At 60.4% G+C, this 15,369-nt stretch carries 13 protein-coding genes; all 13 read right to left on the bottom strand.

The window, feature by feature from the left end; all coding sequences use genetic code 11:
* Positions 1–48 precede the first annotated feature (48 nt).
* The gene (locus tag DWZ01_RS06610; RefSeq protein ID WP_055251871.1) at positions 49–408 is read right to left on the bottom strand and encodes an arsenate reductase family protein; all 360 of its coding nucleotides are present in this window, start codon (positions 406–408) and stop codon (positions 49–51) included.
* 122 nt (positions 409–530) lie between these two features.
* Positions 531–1,112, bottom strand: coding sequence for a VanZ family protein (locus DWZ01_RS06605; protein ID WP_055251869.1), 582 nt, complete (start codon positions 1,110–1,112; stop codon positions 531–533).
* Positions 1,113–1,217: 105 nt separating this feature from the next.
* Positions 1,218–1,823 carry a recombinase family protein gene (locus DWZ01_RS06600; protein WP_055251867.1) on the bottom strand — a complete coding sequence of 202 codons (606 nt, stop codon included), beginning with the start codon at positions 1,821–1,823 and terminating at the stop codon, positions 1,218–1,220.
* A 177-nt stretch (positions 1,824–2,000) separates the two neighbouring features.
* Positions 2,001–4,136: a ribonuclease R family protein gene (locus DWZ01_RS06595; RefSeq protein WP_117769464.1), complete on the bottom strand. Its 2,136-nt coding sequence runs from the start codon at positions 4,134–4,136 to the stop codon at positions 2,001–2,003.
* Positions 4,137–4,271: 135 nt separating this feature from the next.
* The gene (ftsX, locus tag DWZ01_RS06590) at positions 4,272–5,192 is read right to left on the bottom strand and encodes a permease-like cell division protein FtsX (RefSeq protein ID WP_117769462.1); all 921 of its coding nucleotides are present in this window, start codon (positions 5,190–5,192) and stop codon (positions 4,272–4,274) included.
* The gene (ftsE, locus tag DWZ01_RS06585) at positions 5,179–6,399 is read right to left on the bottom strand and encodes a cell division ATP-binding protein FtsE (RefSeq protein ID WP_022094244.1); all 1,221 of its coding nucleotides are present in this window, start codon (positions 6,397–6,399) and stop codon (positions 5,179–5,181) included. The genes ftsX and ftsE overlap by 14 nt, the downstream gene beginning before the upstream one ends.
* 451 nt (positions 6,400–6,850) lie before the next feature.
* Positions 6,851–7,792, bottom strand: a complete 942-nt coding sequence (locus tag DWZ01_RS06580; RefSeq protein ID WP_117769460.1) for a transketolase family protein — start codon at positions 7,790–7,792, stop codon at positions 6,851–6,853.
* A gap of 1 nt (position 7,793) precedes the next feature.
* Complete coding sequence (locus DWZ01_RS06575) at positions 7,794–8,624, bottom strand: transketolase (RefSeq protein ID WP_117769458.1); 831 nt, start codon at positions 8,622–8,624, stop codon at positions 7,794–7,796.
* 207 nt (positions 8,625–8,831) lie between these two features.
* Positions 8,832–9,722, bottom strand: coding sequence for a YitT family protein (locus DWZ01_RS06570; protein ID WP_006235307.1), 891 nt, complete (start codon positions 9,720–9,722; stop codon positions 8,832–8,834).
* Between the two features lie 165 nt (positions 9,723–9,887).
* Complete coding sequence (gene prfB, locus DWZ01_RS06565; protein ID WP_117769456.1) at positions 9,888–11,036, bottom strand: peptide chain release factor 2; 1,149 nt, start codon at positions 11,034–11,036, stop codon at positions 9,888–9,890.
* The gene (gene secA, locus DWZ01_RS06560; RefSeq protein ID WP_117848429.1) at positions 11,036–13,843 is read right to left on the bottom strand and encodes a preprotein translocase subunit SecA; all 2,808 of its coding nucleotides are present in this window, start codon (positions 13,841–13,843) and stop codon (positions 11,036–11,038) included. The genes prfB and secA overlap by 1 nt, the downstream gene beginning before the upstream one ends.
* 339 nt (positions 13,844–14,182) lie before the next feature.
* Positions 14,183–14,608 carry a 50S ribosomal protein L31 gene (gene rpmE, locus DWZ01_RS06555; RefSeq protein WP_006235303.1) on the bottom strand — a complete coding sequence of 142 codons (426 nt, stop codon included), beginning with the start codon at positions 14,606–14,608 and terminating at the stop codon, positions 14,183–14,185.
* A 367-nt stretch (positions 14,609–14,975) separates the two neighbouring features.
* Positions 14,976–15,320: a hypothetical protein gene (locus DWZ01_RS06550; RefSeq protein ID WP_006235302.1), complete on the bottom strand. Its 345-nt coding sequence runs from the start codon at positions 15,318–15,320 to the stop codon at positions 14,976–14,978.
* Between the last annotated feature and the right edge of the window lie 49 nt (positions 15,321–15,369).

Genomic DNA, 15,369 nt, shown 5'->3' with positions numbered 1-15,369 from the left:
ACACATCCCACCCCGATCACTCAAAACGGGTCGCATTTTCCGGAGCCGCTACAGCAACGCCTCGGCCCAAGCCGCTTCCCTAAAGCCAGGAATCGCAAAGTCGTCGCCCACCAGCAGCGGACGCTTGACCAGCATGCCGTCGGTCGCCAGCAGCTCATAGCATTCCCGATCCGTCATGCCCGCATCCAGACGCGCCTTCAGGCCCAGCTCTCGATATTTCATGCCCGACGAATTAAAGAAGCGCCGCACCGGCAGCCCCGAACGAGCAATCCAGGTCGCAAGCTCATCAGCCGTGGGATTGTCCAAAACGATATCGCGGTCGATATACTCTACCCCATGTTCGTCCAGCCATGCCTTGGCCTTCTTACAGGTCGAGCACTTGGGATATTCAACAAACAATACCGCCATGGGATTTCCTTTCTTAGAGAAAACAGGTGTATGGAAAACTGCACATCGACGACCGCTCGCGATTGCAGCCGTTATTGTAGTCAATGTCGAAGCATAGGCAGTCGCGATGTCTCGTCTTAAGGCTAGCGCCTTGCATGGGCGCCGATCGGCCGAGTCGCATGGCGCACCAACGCCGCTGCCAGCAATACCAACAGCATGGCGGTGATATAGCCCGCAGCATCGAATCCTAAATCGATAACGTCGAAATGCCTGCCGGGAACAAAGATCTTATGTACCTGATCGCCAACGGAGCAGGCGGCGCAAAAGAGCAATACGGGCACGCAACGGGAGCACACGCTCCACGGACGCCTGGAAAAGCAAGCCACGATCACCGAGGCGAACAATCCGACGAAGAAAAACTCTACGGTATGGGCAACGCGACGGACGTTTGCGCCCACCCACATGCGAATGGAAGCAAGTCGGCCAGACCGGACATTCGAGGCAGCCGAATCGGTGCCCCCGGTCATTCCGTTCTCCGTCTGGGCTTCACCCGTGGCATCGGCGGCCTGAACGCCCGTAGCCTGACCCTCCACCACACGCGCGGTGGACTCGCTCAGCAACGACGTCTCCACCGCATTTTGCTCCGTCAGCACCCAGATGCCCGCCAGCGTTGCAGCGAACAGAACGATCGCGGTCCATCCGATTATTTGTTTTACGCGCGCCAAGGGCCAACCTCCTTTTTTTGAATATCAGCGAGTGTAGCCCCAAATGACATCGTCACCGTATCAAAATTTGAATCGCAACAGGAAGCGACAAGGCGACGCAAACCCCTACCCCGCCTCGCGCATCCAGCGATCAAACGTCCCCACGCACACGCCCAGGCACTTTGCTGCCTGGCTGCGGGTAATATCGCCTGCCTCATAGCTATCGCGCACTAGCTCAAACTGAGGAGGGCACGGCTTGCGAGGTCGACCGAAACGGACCCCTCGCGCCCGCGCCGCTGCAATTCCCTCCGCCTGGCGCCGATGGATATTCTCGCGTTCCACCTGCGCCACGTAGCTCAGCAGTTGCAGCACAATATCGACAATCAGGGTGTTGGTCACATCCGGCGCGCCGCTGGCCCTGACACGCGTGTCAAGCAATGGCATGTCCAACACCACAATGGCAACCCCGAGCTCCTTGGTAATGCGCCGCCATTCCTCAAGAATCTCGGAGTAATTACGACCAAGTCGGTCGATAGAAAGCACCACCAGCACGTCCCCGTCTCCCAGAACGTGCAGCAGCTCGCGATAACGCGGTCGATCGAAGTCCTTGCCGCTCGCATGGTCGGCATAAATATTCGCTGAGCCCACGCCATAGGCGCCCAGCGCATCCAGCTGCCGATTAAGATTCTGATCGCGCGAACTCACCCGCGCATAACCGTACACCGTCGCCATCTCATCCCCGCTTTCTTGTAAACCTGCCAAAAAGGGACAGGTTTATTTTGGTAGGTTCTACCTCTCAAATAGCAGGTAAGCGGGCGGCCGAGCAGACGGCAAGGTAGCCACGATTCAAATGCAAAGGGCGGTCCCGAAAGGCCGCCCTCCGCTCCCCCACCATGAGCCGGGATTTGGCTAATGGATAAGCTTAAAGTCCAAGTGCCCACGCGTGGTATTGACGCGCGAGACCTCGATAATTACGCGCTGCCCCAGCTCGTAACGGGTGCCCGTGTCGGCACCTGTGAGCGTTAGCGCGTCCTCGTCGAACTCAAACCACTCGTTGCCCAGGCTCTTGATCGAAACCAAGCCTTCGACCTGCGTCAGGTCCAAGCGCACAAAGAGGCCCATACTGCTAACCCACGAGACGGTTCCGGCATAGCGCTCGCCCAGACGGTCCTCATAGTACTGGGCAATCTTGATCTTTTGCGTCGCATGGCTGGCGGCATCTGCCGCGCGCTCGGCATCGCTGCATGCGCGGCAGATCTGCGGCAGAATGCGCGGCAGCGACTCGCGCCCCTTGCCGATCAGCCGCGGCGTACGGACCAAGGCGTCCTTGCCGCCGAGCCGCTCATAGGCCAACTGCAGTTTGAGCACGCGGTGCACCACCAGATCGGGGTAGCGACGGATGGGACTCGTAAAGTGACAGTAGCACGGCGCGGCGAGCGCAAAGTGGCCCTCGTTGCGCGGCTTGTACAGCGCGCGCTGCATGCTGCGCAGAAGCAGCGTGTTAACGAGCGGTGCGTTGGCCGTACCGGCGGCAGCATCGACTGCAGCCTGCAGCTCATCGGGGCTCCCCAGGGCAATACCGGCAGCACGGCGATCGTCGATGATGCCTAGCTGCGCCAGCGCAACGGCGGCACCGTGCAGGCTATCGGGGCTCGGATCCTCATGCACGCGATAGCAGGCCTCGATATCACGGTCTGCCAGCCACTCTGCAACGCACTCGTTGGCGAGCAGCATAGCTTCCTCGATAAGCGACGTGGCACACGAACGCTCACGCGCCACAATCTGCACGGGCACTCCGTCCTCATCCAACAGAGCACGAATCTCGGCCGTGTCAAAATCGACCGAGCCGCGGGCGCGACGGATACGACGGCGGAGTTCGGCGAGTTCGTTAGCGGCGACAAGGAAATCGCCGAGGTCGACGTTGTAGCCGCGGGCGGCCTCCTCGCACGCAAGACCGCGCTCAAGCGCTTCCTCGCGCGAGGTCTCGGCAGCCGCAACATCCTCGGCTGCACCCTCCAGCACCGAATACTCAACCGCGCCGGCACGCACCAGCAGCGCCTCGGCGCCGTCATAGTCCATACGCACACGCGAGCGAATCACGCTGGGGTACGGATCGTAATGCCGCACGCGACCCTGTGCATCGAGCTCAATGTCAACGGTAAACGCAAGACGGTCCTCGTCAGGGCGAAGCGAGCACAGGTCACAGGACAGGCGTTCGGGCAGCATGGGAAGCACGCGATCGGCCAGATACACCGATGTCGTACGATGGCGAGCCTCAAGATCGATATGCCCGTCCCAAGCCACATAGTGTGAAACGTCGGCGATATGCACACCCAGCTTGTAGCCACCCTCGGGCGTTCGCTCCAGCGAAATGGCGTCGTCAAAGTCGCGCGCGTCGACTGGGTCGATCGTGATGACAAAGCGGTCGCGCAGATCGCGGCGGAGCGGGTCCTTAAGCGCCGCGGACACATCGAGCGAAAGCCCCTCGGCCTCGTCCAGCGCGGCCTCGGGATAGCTATCGGTATAGCCGTAACGCGCCATCACATATTGAACGCCCAAATCGGGCGCGTCATCTCCGCCAATGCGGCGTTCGATCGTCACGGTACCCGATTCCAGGCGCGTCGGGTAGGTCAAAATGCGCGCGACAACAGCATCACCCGGGTGGACACCCAGACGATCCGCCGAGGTATCCTCGGGCAGAATGAAGAAGTCGGCCTTCAGACGCGAATCGAGCGGCTCGATCACACCGAGCGGACCGGCGGTCTGGTACGTGCCCACCACGCTTATGGCTGCACGCTCAACCACGCTTTCGATCACGGCGCGCCGCTCACCGTGCGGGCTGTTCTTAATGCTCACGGCAACGGTATCGCCATCCATGATCTCGCGCTTACCGCGGCCCATGACCTTGTAGTCGCCGTTTTCGGTTACAACGTAGGCGCTATGCTCATGGAGCTGCACGCGCCCGGTCAGGCTCGGACGGCGTTCGCTGCGCACCGGCCCGCGCTGATTGCGAGCTCCACGCTTATGCTTGTTATTGCGCCCCATGGCGCCTCCTAACTATCGATTGCGAACTCCAAAGAGTCTACCCAAATGATTCGCTTTCCTGCCGTCCCCTAGGGATCAAAAAACGGGCCGCCCCATAAGAGACGACCCGTTGGAAGGGATGAATTCCAAGCATGCCTACACGCGCAGGTAGCGGCGCATGGCGATGGCAGAACCAAAGAGACCGATAATCACGCCGACCAGAATCAGCGCAGCATAGGTCACCAGGTAGTACTGCATCGGCAGGGCAAACGACATCCAGCCGATGCTCTCCTGCAGACGCGGGATCATCAGATTGCGCAGCAGCTCCAGAACGCCGATGGAAAGCAGCGAGCCCAAAATGGCCTGCAGCACGCCCTCGGTGATAAACGGGCCACGAATGAAGCCGTTGCTGGCGCCGACCAGACGCATAATCGCAATCTCACGACGACGCGCCGTGATGGACAGGCGAATCGTGTTGTTGATGAAGATGAATGCGATAAAGGTCAGAAGACCAACGAGCACCACGGCGGCGATGCGGATGTAGTTGGTCACCTGGAACAGGCGGCTCACTTCCTCCTGGCCGTACAGCACGCTCGCGTTGACGTCGCCGTCATCCGCGATCTTCTGGAAATCGGCATCCTTCTTGAGCTTCTTTGCCGTGCTCTCGACCTTGGACGGATCGTCCATCTCAATAGCGAAGGAAGCCGGCAGCGGGTTCTGGCCATCGAGCGCGCTCATGGTGGCGTCGGCGTTGCCCGACATCTTGCTCGTATACTCGGCCAGCGCGTCGTCCTTGTCCTTATAGGTCACGGACTTGACGTTATTCCACGTCTTAAGCTCGGCCTCAAAAGCCTGAACATCGGCCTGATCGGCGTCATCACTAATGAACGCGTTGATGACAACCTGATCCTCGACGGTGCCGATCACGGAGTTCAGCATCGCAGAGCCCATGATGAACAGGCCGATGATAAACAGCGAAAGGAAGATCGTGATGACGGCGCCGAGCGAGGTAGTCCAGTTACGGAAGAAGTGGCTGATTGCCTCTTTGAAGGAGTAGCCCACGTTAGTTGGTGCCATAGTTGCCGTAACCTCCCCTCTCCTGGTCGCGGATGACGTGGCCGCCCTCGAGGGCGATCACGCGACGGTGCATGCTATCGACCATCTCGCGGTCGTGCGTGGCGACGATCACGGTGGTGCCGGTGCGGTTAATACGCTCAAGCAGCTTCATGATGCCCAGCGAGATCGCCGGGTCGAGGTTGCCCGTGGGCTCGTCGCAGATCAGCAGCGGCGGACGGTTGACCATAGCACGGGCGACGGCAACGCGCTGCTGCTCGCCACCGGAAAGCTGGTCGGGCAGCGAGTCCATCTGATCGGCCAGACCGACCAGACGCAGCACCTCGGGCACCTGGCTGCGAATGACGCCCTTGGGCTTGCCGATGCACTGCAGGGCAAACGCCACGTTTTCGTAGGCGGTCTTTTGCGGCAGAAGCTTAAAGTCCTGGAACACGGCGCCAATCTGGCGGCGCAGGAACGGAACCTTACGGTTCTTGATCTTCATGAGGTCCTGACCGGCAACCAGGATGCGGCCGCTCGTCGGCTTGACGTCGCGGTTGAGCGTCGACAGCAGCGTGGTCTTACCCGAGCCGGAGTGACCGACCAGGAAGACGAACTCGCCCGGATAGATCTCGATGTTGATGTCGTCGAGTGCAGGCTTGTTAGGCTGTGCCGGATAGATCTTGGTGACATGCTCCATAAGGATGACGGGCTCGACACCGGCCTGCTTGGCCATCTTCTTGCGGCTGGCCTGCGGATCGATGGGCGCAAACACCGACGTAAAATCGGGGTTGTTGAGCGCGTTATCGAGGCTTGCGACCTCGGCTGCCTGATCGCTCTCGACCACCGGGGCAGCAGGCTGCGTGGGGTCGGGAATAGCGGCAAAGAGACCGGACTGCGCAGGCTGAGGAGCCGGCGTCGCAGGGGCCAAGGGGTCGGGAATGCCGGCCATGGTAGGCTGCGGCGTGGCGGCACCAGCCTGAGGCTGCTCCACGCGAGCGGTCACGGCCTGAACGGGCTCAAAACCCGCCGTGCCGGAAAGCGCGACATCGCTGGTTGGATTGTAGGCAAAGGGATCGGATGCCGGCTGTGCCTGATCTGCCGGCTGAGCGGGGGCCTGAGCAACAGGCTGGCCCTCTGAATCCGGAGTGGCGAAACGACTGCCCTGGACGCCTGCCTGCGTCTTGGGGGCATCATCGCCCGCACCGGAGGTACGGAAGTGGTTACCCACTGGTGCTCCTTATCGTCGTGCGTTTAAACTACATGAGCGCTTTGTATTTTAGCAGCATTAGCTTTGCTGCACATAAGAAGCATGGCGGGGTTTGGGTCTCACCGACCGGGCGCAGGGTTACCTCCCAAATCGTCCTCGCGCATGGCCGGCATTTGTCCTGCTCCTGCGGAGCTGCGGACAAACGCCGGCCATGCGCTGCGGAAAGATTTGGGAGGTAACCCTGCGCCCGGCCTGCGGCTACTATGGGGCCGACGCACCAACTTGAGATGCTGCGCATACAAAGTTGGAAGGGTCTGAATTGCACTTTGTTGGGATGGGCCCGTTTCCCCATGGGACCTTTGCTTGGCAGGACTCTAATTTAAATTCAACAAAAACAGGGGCGCCCTCTTTGGGGATACCCCTGTTCTGGCTTGGATGTGGTTGTTGAGACGATACTTTGCCTCGTCTTGCCTTATGCCAAGAACTCCTTGGTGGTCGCCACGATGTTGGCGGCGTCCAGGCCATACTTGTGCAAGAGCTCGGCACCCGGGCCGGACTCGCCAAAGGTGTCGTTGACGCCGATCTTCTTGAGGGGCGTCGGGCACTGCTCGCACAGGACGTCGGCAACGGCGCTGCCCAGGCCACCGATTACAGAATGCTCCTCGACGGTCACGACGTGGCCGGTCTTGGTGGCGCTCTTGACGATCAGGTCGGCATCGATGGGCTTGATGGTGTGCATGTTGATGACCTCGGCGTCGATGCCCTCGGCAGCGAGCTGCTCGGCGGCCTCGAGAGCCTCGCCGACCATCAGGCCGCAGGCGATGATGGTGACGTCGGCGCCCTCGCGCATGACAATGCCCTTACCCAACTCGAAGTTGTAGGTCTCGGGGTCGTTGATAACCGGCGAGGCCAAACGAGCGAAGCGCATGTACACCGGACCGTCGCACTCGTAGGCGGCGCGCGTTACGGCGCGGGCCTCGACGTCGTCGGCAGGAACGATCACAGTCATGCCGGGGATGACGCGCATGAGGGCAATATCCTCGCAGCACTGGTGCGTGGCGCCATCCTCGCCCACCGAGATACCGGCATGCGTGGCACCGATCTTAACGTTGAGGTGCGGGTAGCCGATGGAGTTGCGGACCTGCTCAAAGGCGCGACCGGCAGCGAACATGGCAAAGGTGCTCGCGAAGGCAACGCGGCCGGTGGTCGCGATACCGGCGGCGACGCCCATCAGGTTGCTCTCGGCAATGCCCACATCGAAGAAGCGGTCGGGGCAGGCTGCCTTGAACTTGCCGGTCTGCGTGGCGGCAGCCAGGTCGGCGTCGAGGACCACAAAGTCATCGTGCTCGTTGGCGAGCTCGACGAGGGCCTCGCCGTAGCTTACGCGCGTGGCGATTTTCTTGACATCTGCCATCCTAGAGCTCCTCTCCGGCGGCCGTGAGCTCTGCCATGGCCTGCTCAAACTGTTCATCGTTGGGGGCCTTACCGTGCCAACCCACCTGGTTCTCCATAAAGGAGACGCCCTTGCCCTTTGTGGTCTCGGCGATAATGGCGGTAGGCTGACCCTTGGTGGCGCGGGCCTCGGCAAAGGCGGCGCGGATCTGGTCAAAGTCGTTGCCGTCGGCGAGCTCCACCACATGGAACTTGAAGGCGCGGAACTTGTCTGCCAGCGGCATGGGGTCGTTGACCTCCTCGACGGGGCCGTCGATCTGCAGGCCGTTGTGGTCGACGATCACGCAGAGGTTGTCGAGCTGCTGGTTGCCGGCAAACATGGCGGCCTCCCAGACCTGGCCCTCCTCGCTCTCGCCATCGCCCAGCAGGGCGTACGTGCGGTAAGTATCGCCCCAGTGCTTGGCGGCAACGGCCATGCCCACAGCGGTGGAGATGCCCTGGCCGAGCGAGCCGGTGGACATGTCGACGCCCGGGGTGTCGTTCATGTTGGGGTGACCCTGCAGGTGGCTGCCGATATGGCGCAGCGTCTCGAGGTCCTCCTTGGGGAAGAACCCACGCTCGGCGAGCACGGCGTACAGGCCCGGAGCGCAATGGCCCTTGGAGAGCACAAAGCGGTCGCGATCGGCCTTGCGGGGATTAGCTGGGTCGACGTTCATTTCCTCAAAGTACAGATAGGTCATGATGTCGGCGGCGCCGAGCGAACCGCCCGGATGGCCGGACTTGGCAGCGTGCACGCCGGTGACGATGCCCTTCCTTACCTCGTTGGCAACCTTTTTGAGCTCTTCGTCGCTCATTGTGCCTTCCTTTCATCCTCTTAAGACAAGATGCGCACGGCACCGAAGGTAATCCCAACACAGCCGCAATGCACGTACGTCATTCATTATGCTGGAAACTGGAAGCTTTACCAGAGTATTTATCATTATTTGAACAATTGAGCAGGCAGAACCGCTGATGAAACGGTTTATCAATGTGAACGTCTTTTGGATGGAACGCAGTCGACCCTACGCGCTAATGTCCTTGAATCCCTCGCCGAAGGCTTCCGTAACGTCAGCGACCGTCACAATGGCGTGAGGATCGCGCTCGCGCACGATCGTCTTGAGGGTATTGAGCTCTCGACGGCTCACGATGACCATAATCACCGGCTTCTCGGCACCCGAATACATGCCAGTCGCCTTAAACTTGGTACAACCACGACCCAGGCCATACATGATATCGGCAGCGATATCAGGGAACTTGTCCGAGATGATGAGTACCATACGGCGTTTGTTGCCACCATCGACCACGGCATCGATCACGTAGCCGCTAATGACCATCGAAAGGCCTGCATATAGTGCGTTTTCGATTGAAAAGACCGGAGCCGACAGCGCGCATACGGCAACATCGATCGCCATGACGGTCGAGCCCACCGGCAGCGAGGTGTTACGCGAGATGATTTGGCCAATCGTGTCCGAGCCGCCGGTGTTGGCGCCGGCGCGCAACACCATGCCGTAACCGATGCCCGTAATAATGCCGCCCCACATGGCAGGGAGCATCAGGTCCGCATCCGCCAGAGGTGCTACAAACGGGGCGAACAGATCGGTAAAGAAGCCCAGCAGCACAAAGCCCGTCGCGGTCTGCACCACGTAGAACATGCCACCCTCGCGCATAACGACCAACAACAGCAAGGCGTTCATCACGATGGTCTGGATACCGACGGGAAGCGACACGCCTCGCGCCGCGCCGACAGCCTGGATAATAGTCGCAAGGCCCGTAACGCCACCGGCGGCAAGACCGTTGGGAATCAAAAACAAGTCGGTCGCGATGGCGGCCAAGGCACACCCCAACATGATCTGGGGCAGGTCGTGAAAGAAGTTCATCGAAAGAATGCGCTTGATGTCCAGACGATATGCCATGCTGCCTCCCTCAAAAAAGCGCACCCAAACGGATGCGCTTTGAACTTCTTGCTGTATTCGATTCTACCGATTCGCCGAACAAAAACCACCCCTGCGCAGGGTTTGTTCTGGATACAAACCCGTCCAACCGTTAGGCTTGGCATCGGCTTGAAGCCGCCCGATGTTTTAGACCTCCGAGCCTTCTGCATCAGCGTTGCCGGTAGCCCAACGGTGATAGCCAATCACAAACGGATCCAGATCGCCGTCGTCAAGAACGGCCTCGACGTTGCTGGTCTCCACGCCCGTGCGCAGGTCCTTAACCATCTGGTACGGGTAGAGCACATAGCTGCGGATCTGGTTGCCAAAGCCGATAGTGGTCTTGGGCCCGCGAATCTCATCCAGGGCCTCAGCGCGCTTTTCGAGCTCAATCTCGTACAGACGAGCCTTGAGGATCTGCATGCAAGCGGCCTTGTTTTGAATCTGGCTGCGCTCGTTTTGACACGTGACCACGATACCGCTGGGGAAATGCGTCACGCGCACGGCGGAGTCGGTGGTGTTGACGCCCTGACCGCCCGGGCCGCTTGCATGGTACACGTCGACGCGAATGTCATCGGGACTAATCTCGATATCGATATCGTCGGGTAGTACCGGAATGACCTCGACGCCGGCAAACGTAGTCTGGCGGCGCTTCTTGTCGTCGGTGGGGCTAATGCGCACCAGGCGGTGAACACCGGCCTCGGCACGAAGCATGCCAAAGGCATCCTTGCCTTCGACGGTAAAGGTCGCACGATCGATGCCGATGACCTCGGCCGCGGGGCAATCGTTGATGGTGACCTTCCAACCGCGGCGCTGGCAGTACTTCATGTACATCTTAAAGAGCATGAAGGTCCAGTCCTGGGCCTCCAAGCCACCCTGTCCGGGTTTGATGGTCACAATCGCGTCGCCATGGTCGAACTCCCCGGTAAACCAGCTCGCAAGCTCAAGCTCGTCGATAGCGCGGGATAGGCGCTCCGCCGTAGCGGCAGCCTCCTCACGCAGCGCAGCGGCATCGGGGTCATCGCCCATTTCCTCGGCAAGCTCCAACGCGGCGCGAGCATCGGAAAGCTCACCACGCGCGGTATCCACGGCGGCGATGTCCTCCTTGGCGCGCGCAATCTCCTCCATCGTGGCGCGAGCGGCATCGGCATCGTCCCAAAAGCCCGGGGCGACGCTTTTGGCCTCGAGCTCCGTTACGCGGGTGCGCTTCTCGTCCAAATGGAGGTACGACTCGACCTCGCCGAGTCGGTCCGCAAATGCGTCCAACTCGGCAGGCGTTACCTCTAGAGTCTCGGCCATTAACGATTCCTGCCGTGGCAGTACTTGAACTTCTTACCGCTACCGCAAGGGCACAGGTCGTTGCGGCCCACGTTGACATAAGGGTCATCGCTCTCGGACTTGCGGTAGGTCGTCACCTTGCCACCGTTGTTAACGGCAGCCGGACCACCCTGGACGGCGGTGCGGGCCTGCACCTGAGCCTGCTTGCGCAGTACCGAATCGCTGTTGTCGCCATCGACCTCGGCGGGACCAGAGAAGTGCGCACCCTTAAGGGCGGGGTCCTCCTTGTGCTCCACAGCCTGCGGGGCAGCTTTGAGCTCAATGCGCAGAACAGTGCGCAGGTAATCCTCGTACATGGTATCGACGAGCATCTGGAACGCGCCGTAGGCCTCGGTCTTATACTCAACCAGCGGGTCGCGCTGGCCAAAGCCGCGCAGGCCGATACCGGTCTTGAGGTAGTCCATTTCCTGCAGGTAGTTCATCCAACGCGTATCGATGACGCGCAGCATAACCTGGGTATTGAGCTCGCGCATCAGGTCCTCGCCCAGGCGCTCGGCCTTCATGTTGTAGCACTTCTCAACATAGGCCAGGACATCGGCGGCCAGGGCCTCAAAGTCCTCGTCGGGGAACTGAGGGGTATCGATATGCCCGGTCAGCTCGACGACCCACTTACGCAGGCCCTCAAGATCGCGCTCGCCCTCGTGGCTGTCCTTGGTGCAGAACTCCTGAACACAGCGGTACACAGTGTCGTGCATGACCTCGGTGATGTGGTCGGTCAGGTCCTTGCCGTCCAGAATCATGTTGCGCTCGGCGTAAATGACCTGGCGCTGCTTGTTCATGACGTCGTCGTACTCAAGGACGCTCTTACGCATGGAGAAGTTGATGCTCTCGACCTTGTGCTGGGCGCTCTCGACGGCCTTGGAGATGATCTTGTGCTGGATGGGCATGTCGTCGCCCATATCGGCCGTGACCATCATCTTGGAGACACGGTCCATCTTGTCGCCGCCAAACAGGCGCATCAGATCGTCCTCGAGCGACAGGTAGAACTGGGTCTCGCCCGGATCGCCCTGACGGCCGGAACGGCCACGCAACTGGTTGTCGATACGACGGGACTCATGGCGCTCGGTGCCGATAACGGTCAAGCCGCCGGCGGCAAGCACGCGCTCGCGCTCGGCCTTGCAGGTCTCCTTGGCCTCGGCGTTAAACTGCTCGAGCTGCTCGGGCGTCACGTCCTCCATGGTCAGGCCCTCGTACTCCAGGCGCTCGCGCACCAGCTCGTCGGGGTTGCCGCCCAGCAAGATGTCGGTACCACGACCGGCCATGTTGGTGGCGATGGTCACGGCGCCGTAGCGGCCGGCCTGGGCAACGATATGGGCCTCGCGCTCGTGGTGCTTGGCGTTAAGGACCTCATGCGCGATACCGCGCTTAGTGAGGGCGGCGGACAGCTTCTCGGAGCTCTCGATAGAGACGGTGCCCACCAGGACCGGCTGGCCCTTGGCGTGACGCTGCTCAACATCGTCGGCGACGGCGTTGTACTTGGCCTGGATGGTGCGGTACACCAGGTCTTCGTGGTCAACACGCTGCACGGGCCTGTTGGGGGGAATGACCTCGACGGGCAGCTTGTAGATCTCGCGGAACTCGGCGTCCTCGGTGAGCGCCGTACCGGTCATGCCGGAGAGCTTGTCATACAGACGGAAGTAGTTCTGCAGGGTGATGGTTGCCAGCGTCTGGTTCTCCTCGCGCACGAGCACGCCCTCTTTGGCTTCGATGGCCTGGTGCAGGCCCTCGGAATAGCGACGGCCTTCCATGATGCGGCCGGTGAACTCGTCGACGATCTTGACTTCGCCGTTGGTGACCACGTACTGCTTATCGCGGTGGAACATGTACTGGGCCTTCAGCGCCTGCTGCAGGTGGTTGACCAGCTGGCCGGAGAGATCGGCATAGATGTCATCGATACCCAGGCGGCGCTCAATCTTCTTAAGGCCGCGTTCGGTGGCGGCGATGGTGTGCTTGGCCTCGTCCATGACATAGTCGCCCGTGGGCTCCACGTCCTCGGTGGCGGTGAGCATGTCGTGCGAGACGTCCTCGCCGCGCTCGAGGCCGCGCACGGCGCGCGCGAAGTCCTTGTAGGTGCTGGCGGACTTGGTGCCGGCGCCCGAGATGATGAGCGGCGTTCTGGCCTCGTCGATCAGGATGGAGTCAACCTCGTCGACGATGGCGTAGTTGTGACCGCGCTGCACACGCTGCTCGGGGCGGGTGACCATGTTATCGCGCAGGTAATCGAAACCGAACTCGGAGTTGGTGCCGTACGTGACATCGGCCTGGTAGGCCGGGCGCTTAAGCTCGAGCGGCATGTTGTTCTGCAGCAGACCGACGGTCATACCCAAGTACTTATAGATACGACCCATCCACTCGGAGTCACGCTTGGCCAGGTAGTCGTTGACGGTGACGACGTGCACGCCCTTACCGGCGATAGCGTTGAGATAGCCGGCCAGCGTGGAGACGAGGGTCTTGCCTTCGCCGGTCTTCATCTCGGCAATGTGGCCCTCGTGCAGCGCCATGGCGCCGATGAGCTGTACATCAAAGTGACGCATGCCCATAGTGCGCTTGGAAGCTTCGCGCACGGTGGCAAAGGCCTCGGGGAGCATGTCGTCGAGCGACTCACCGTTGGCGTAGCGCTCACGGAACTTATCGGTCTGGGCGCGGAGCTCCTCCTCGGTCATCTTCTCAAACTGGGGCTCAAGACCGTTGATCTTGTCGACGATCTTGTAGTAGCGCTTCAGGTCCTTATCGGATCCAAAGGACAGCAGCTTTGACATGAATCCCATGTGGTTTTCCTTTTTGGCCATCGCCCGCGGCATGAAACCTTGGACGAGTTAAACACAGATAAATGTACTTTAGCCAAACAAGGCGCCGCCTATGCGGTCGACACACTCGACCACGTAATAACTACGACAGCCTGCCAAAAAGGGACCGGTTTATTTTGTCAGCTTTTATCTGGGAAAACGCTGTCTCTTTGCCATTTGGCGCAAACCAATCTGCCCCTTCGCACCAACCCGGTGCAATGGGGACGGGTTAGCTTGCACCAATAAAAAGAAAAGGGCCACGCACCCAAACGGATGCGCGGCCCTTATGCCATGAATGCGAGCAATTCCGCGGCGAGCTATTTACTCAGCAGCCTCGGTGGTCTCGGCCTCAGCAGCGGCCTCCTCGACGGGAGCCTCTGCGGGAGCCTCGGCGGCCTGCTTAGCAGCCTCCTCGGCGAACTTAGCGGCACGCTTAGCCTTCTCGGCAGCCTTAGCCTCAGCGGCGGCCTTGCGAGCAGCCTCGGCCTCAGCAGCCTTGGCGGCCTTGGCGGCCTTGGCCTCCTCGGCCTTCTTGAGCTGAGCGGCAGCGGCGCCACCGAACTTGTCGGCGAAGCGCTGGACGCGTCCACCGGTGTCGACGAACTTCTGCTGGCCGGTGTAGAACGGGTGGCACTCGTTGCAAAGCTCGACCTTCATCTCGGACACGGTAGCGTGCGTCTTGAAGGTGTTGCCGCAGGAGCACGTCACCGTGCACTCGACATACTGGGGATGGATACCCTGCTTCATGGTAGGACTCCTTATTGGTCAGGCGCTGGTTACCGATCAGCGCATAAGGCGTCTTGGTTTCCGACCAAGACAACAAACTCGGCTATGGTACCACGGCGCCGCGTGTCACACAAAAGGTTCACGGTCTTTTCGGAACGACACGAATCTGACCCATCGAAACACATCTCCACCGTTCCTTCAACTGGGAAAATGCCGTCCCCGGGGCCTGAGAAGGGCCCCGGGGACGTTCGACTGACTGCGGGAACGGCCTTTCCGCTCAATGTGTTCGGCTGAGATCGGAAATCAACCAAACTGAACTAGGTTCAGTTGACATGGTTAAAAACGAGGGGCGACGCTTTTGCGTCACCCCTCGTCCCGGCCGGTTGCTTTAGTTGTACACACGGTAGTTACACTTGAACTGGGTTATGTGTCCATAGTTGGAGCGGTACCAACCCGACGTATAGCTGATTGCCTCTGCGCCTAGATAGTCGTAGCCCTTGTTGTAGCGAAGCTGACGGTAGGTCGTGTCGTACTCTGCTACGTAAAACGTGTCTCCAGAGAAGGCTTTGTACCGGTCCTTAACCGTCGAAGCCATGTACGCGGGTTCGACATCGCCTTTCTCCCCGTTGAGCGCATAGACGGGTGCCGCGATTCCGCATAAAGCCGTTGCCACGAGGATGGCGTAGACAGCCATGCGCGACGCATTGGACTTCAGCTGTTCAAATAGTTTCATGTCATTCACCTCGCTCGTATGTATCGAGGTATTCCTGCTTGAGCGTCTG

Source organism: Collinsella sp. AF28-5AC, assembly GCF_003457875.1.
Lineage (GTDB): Bacteria > Actinomycetota > Coriobacteriia > Coriobacteriales > Coriobacteriaceae > Collinsella.
This window is presented reverse-complemented; position numbering and strand designations above follow the sequence as displayed.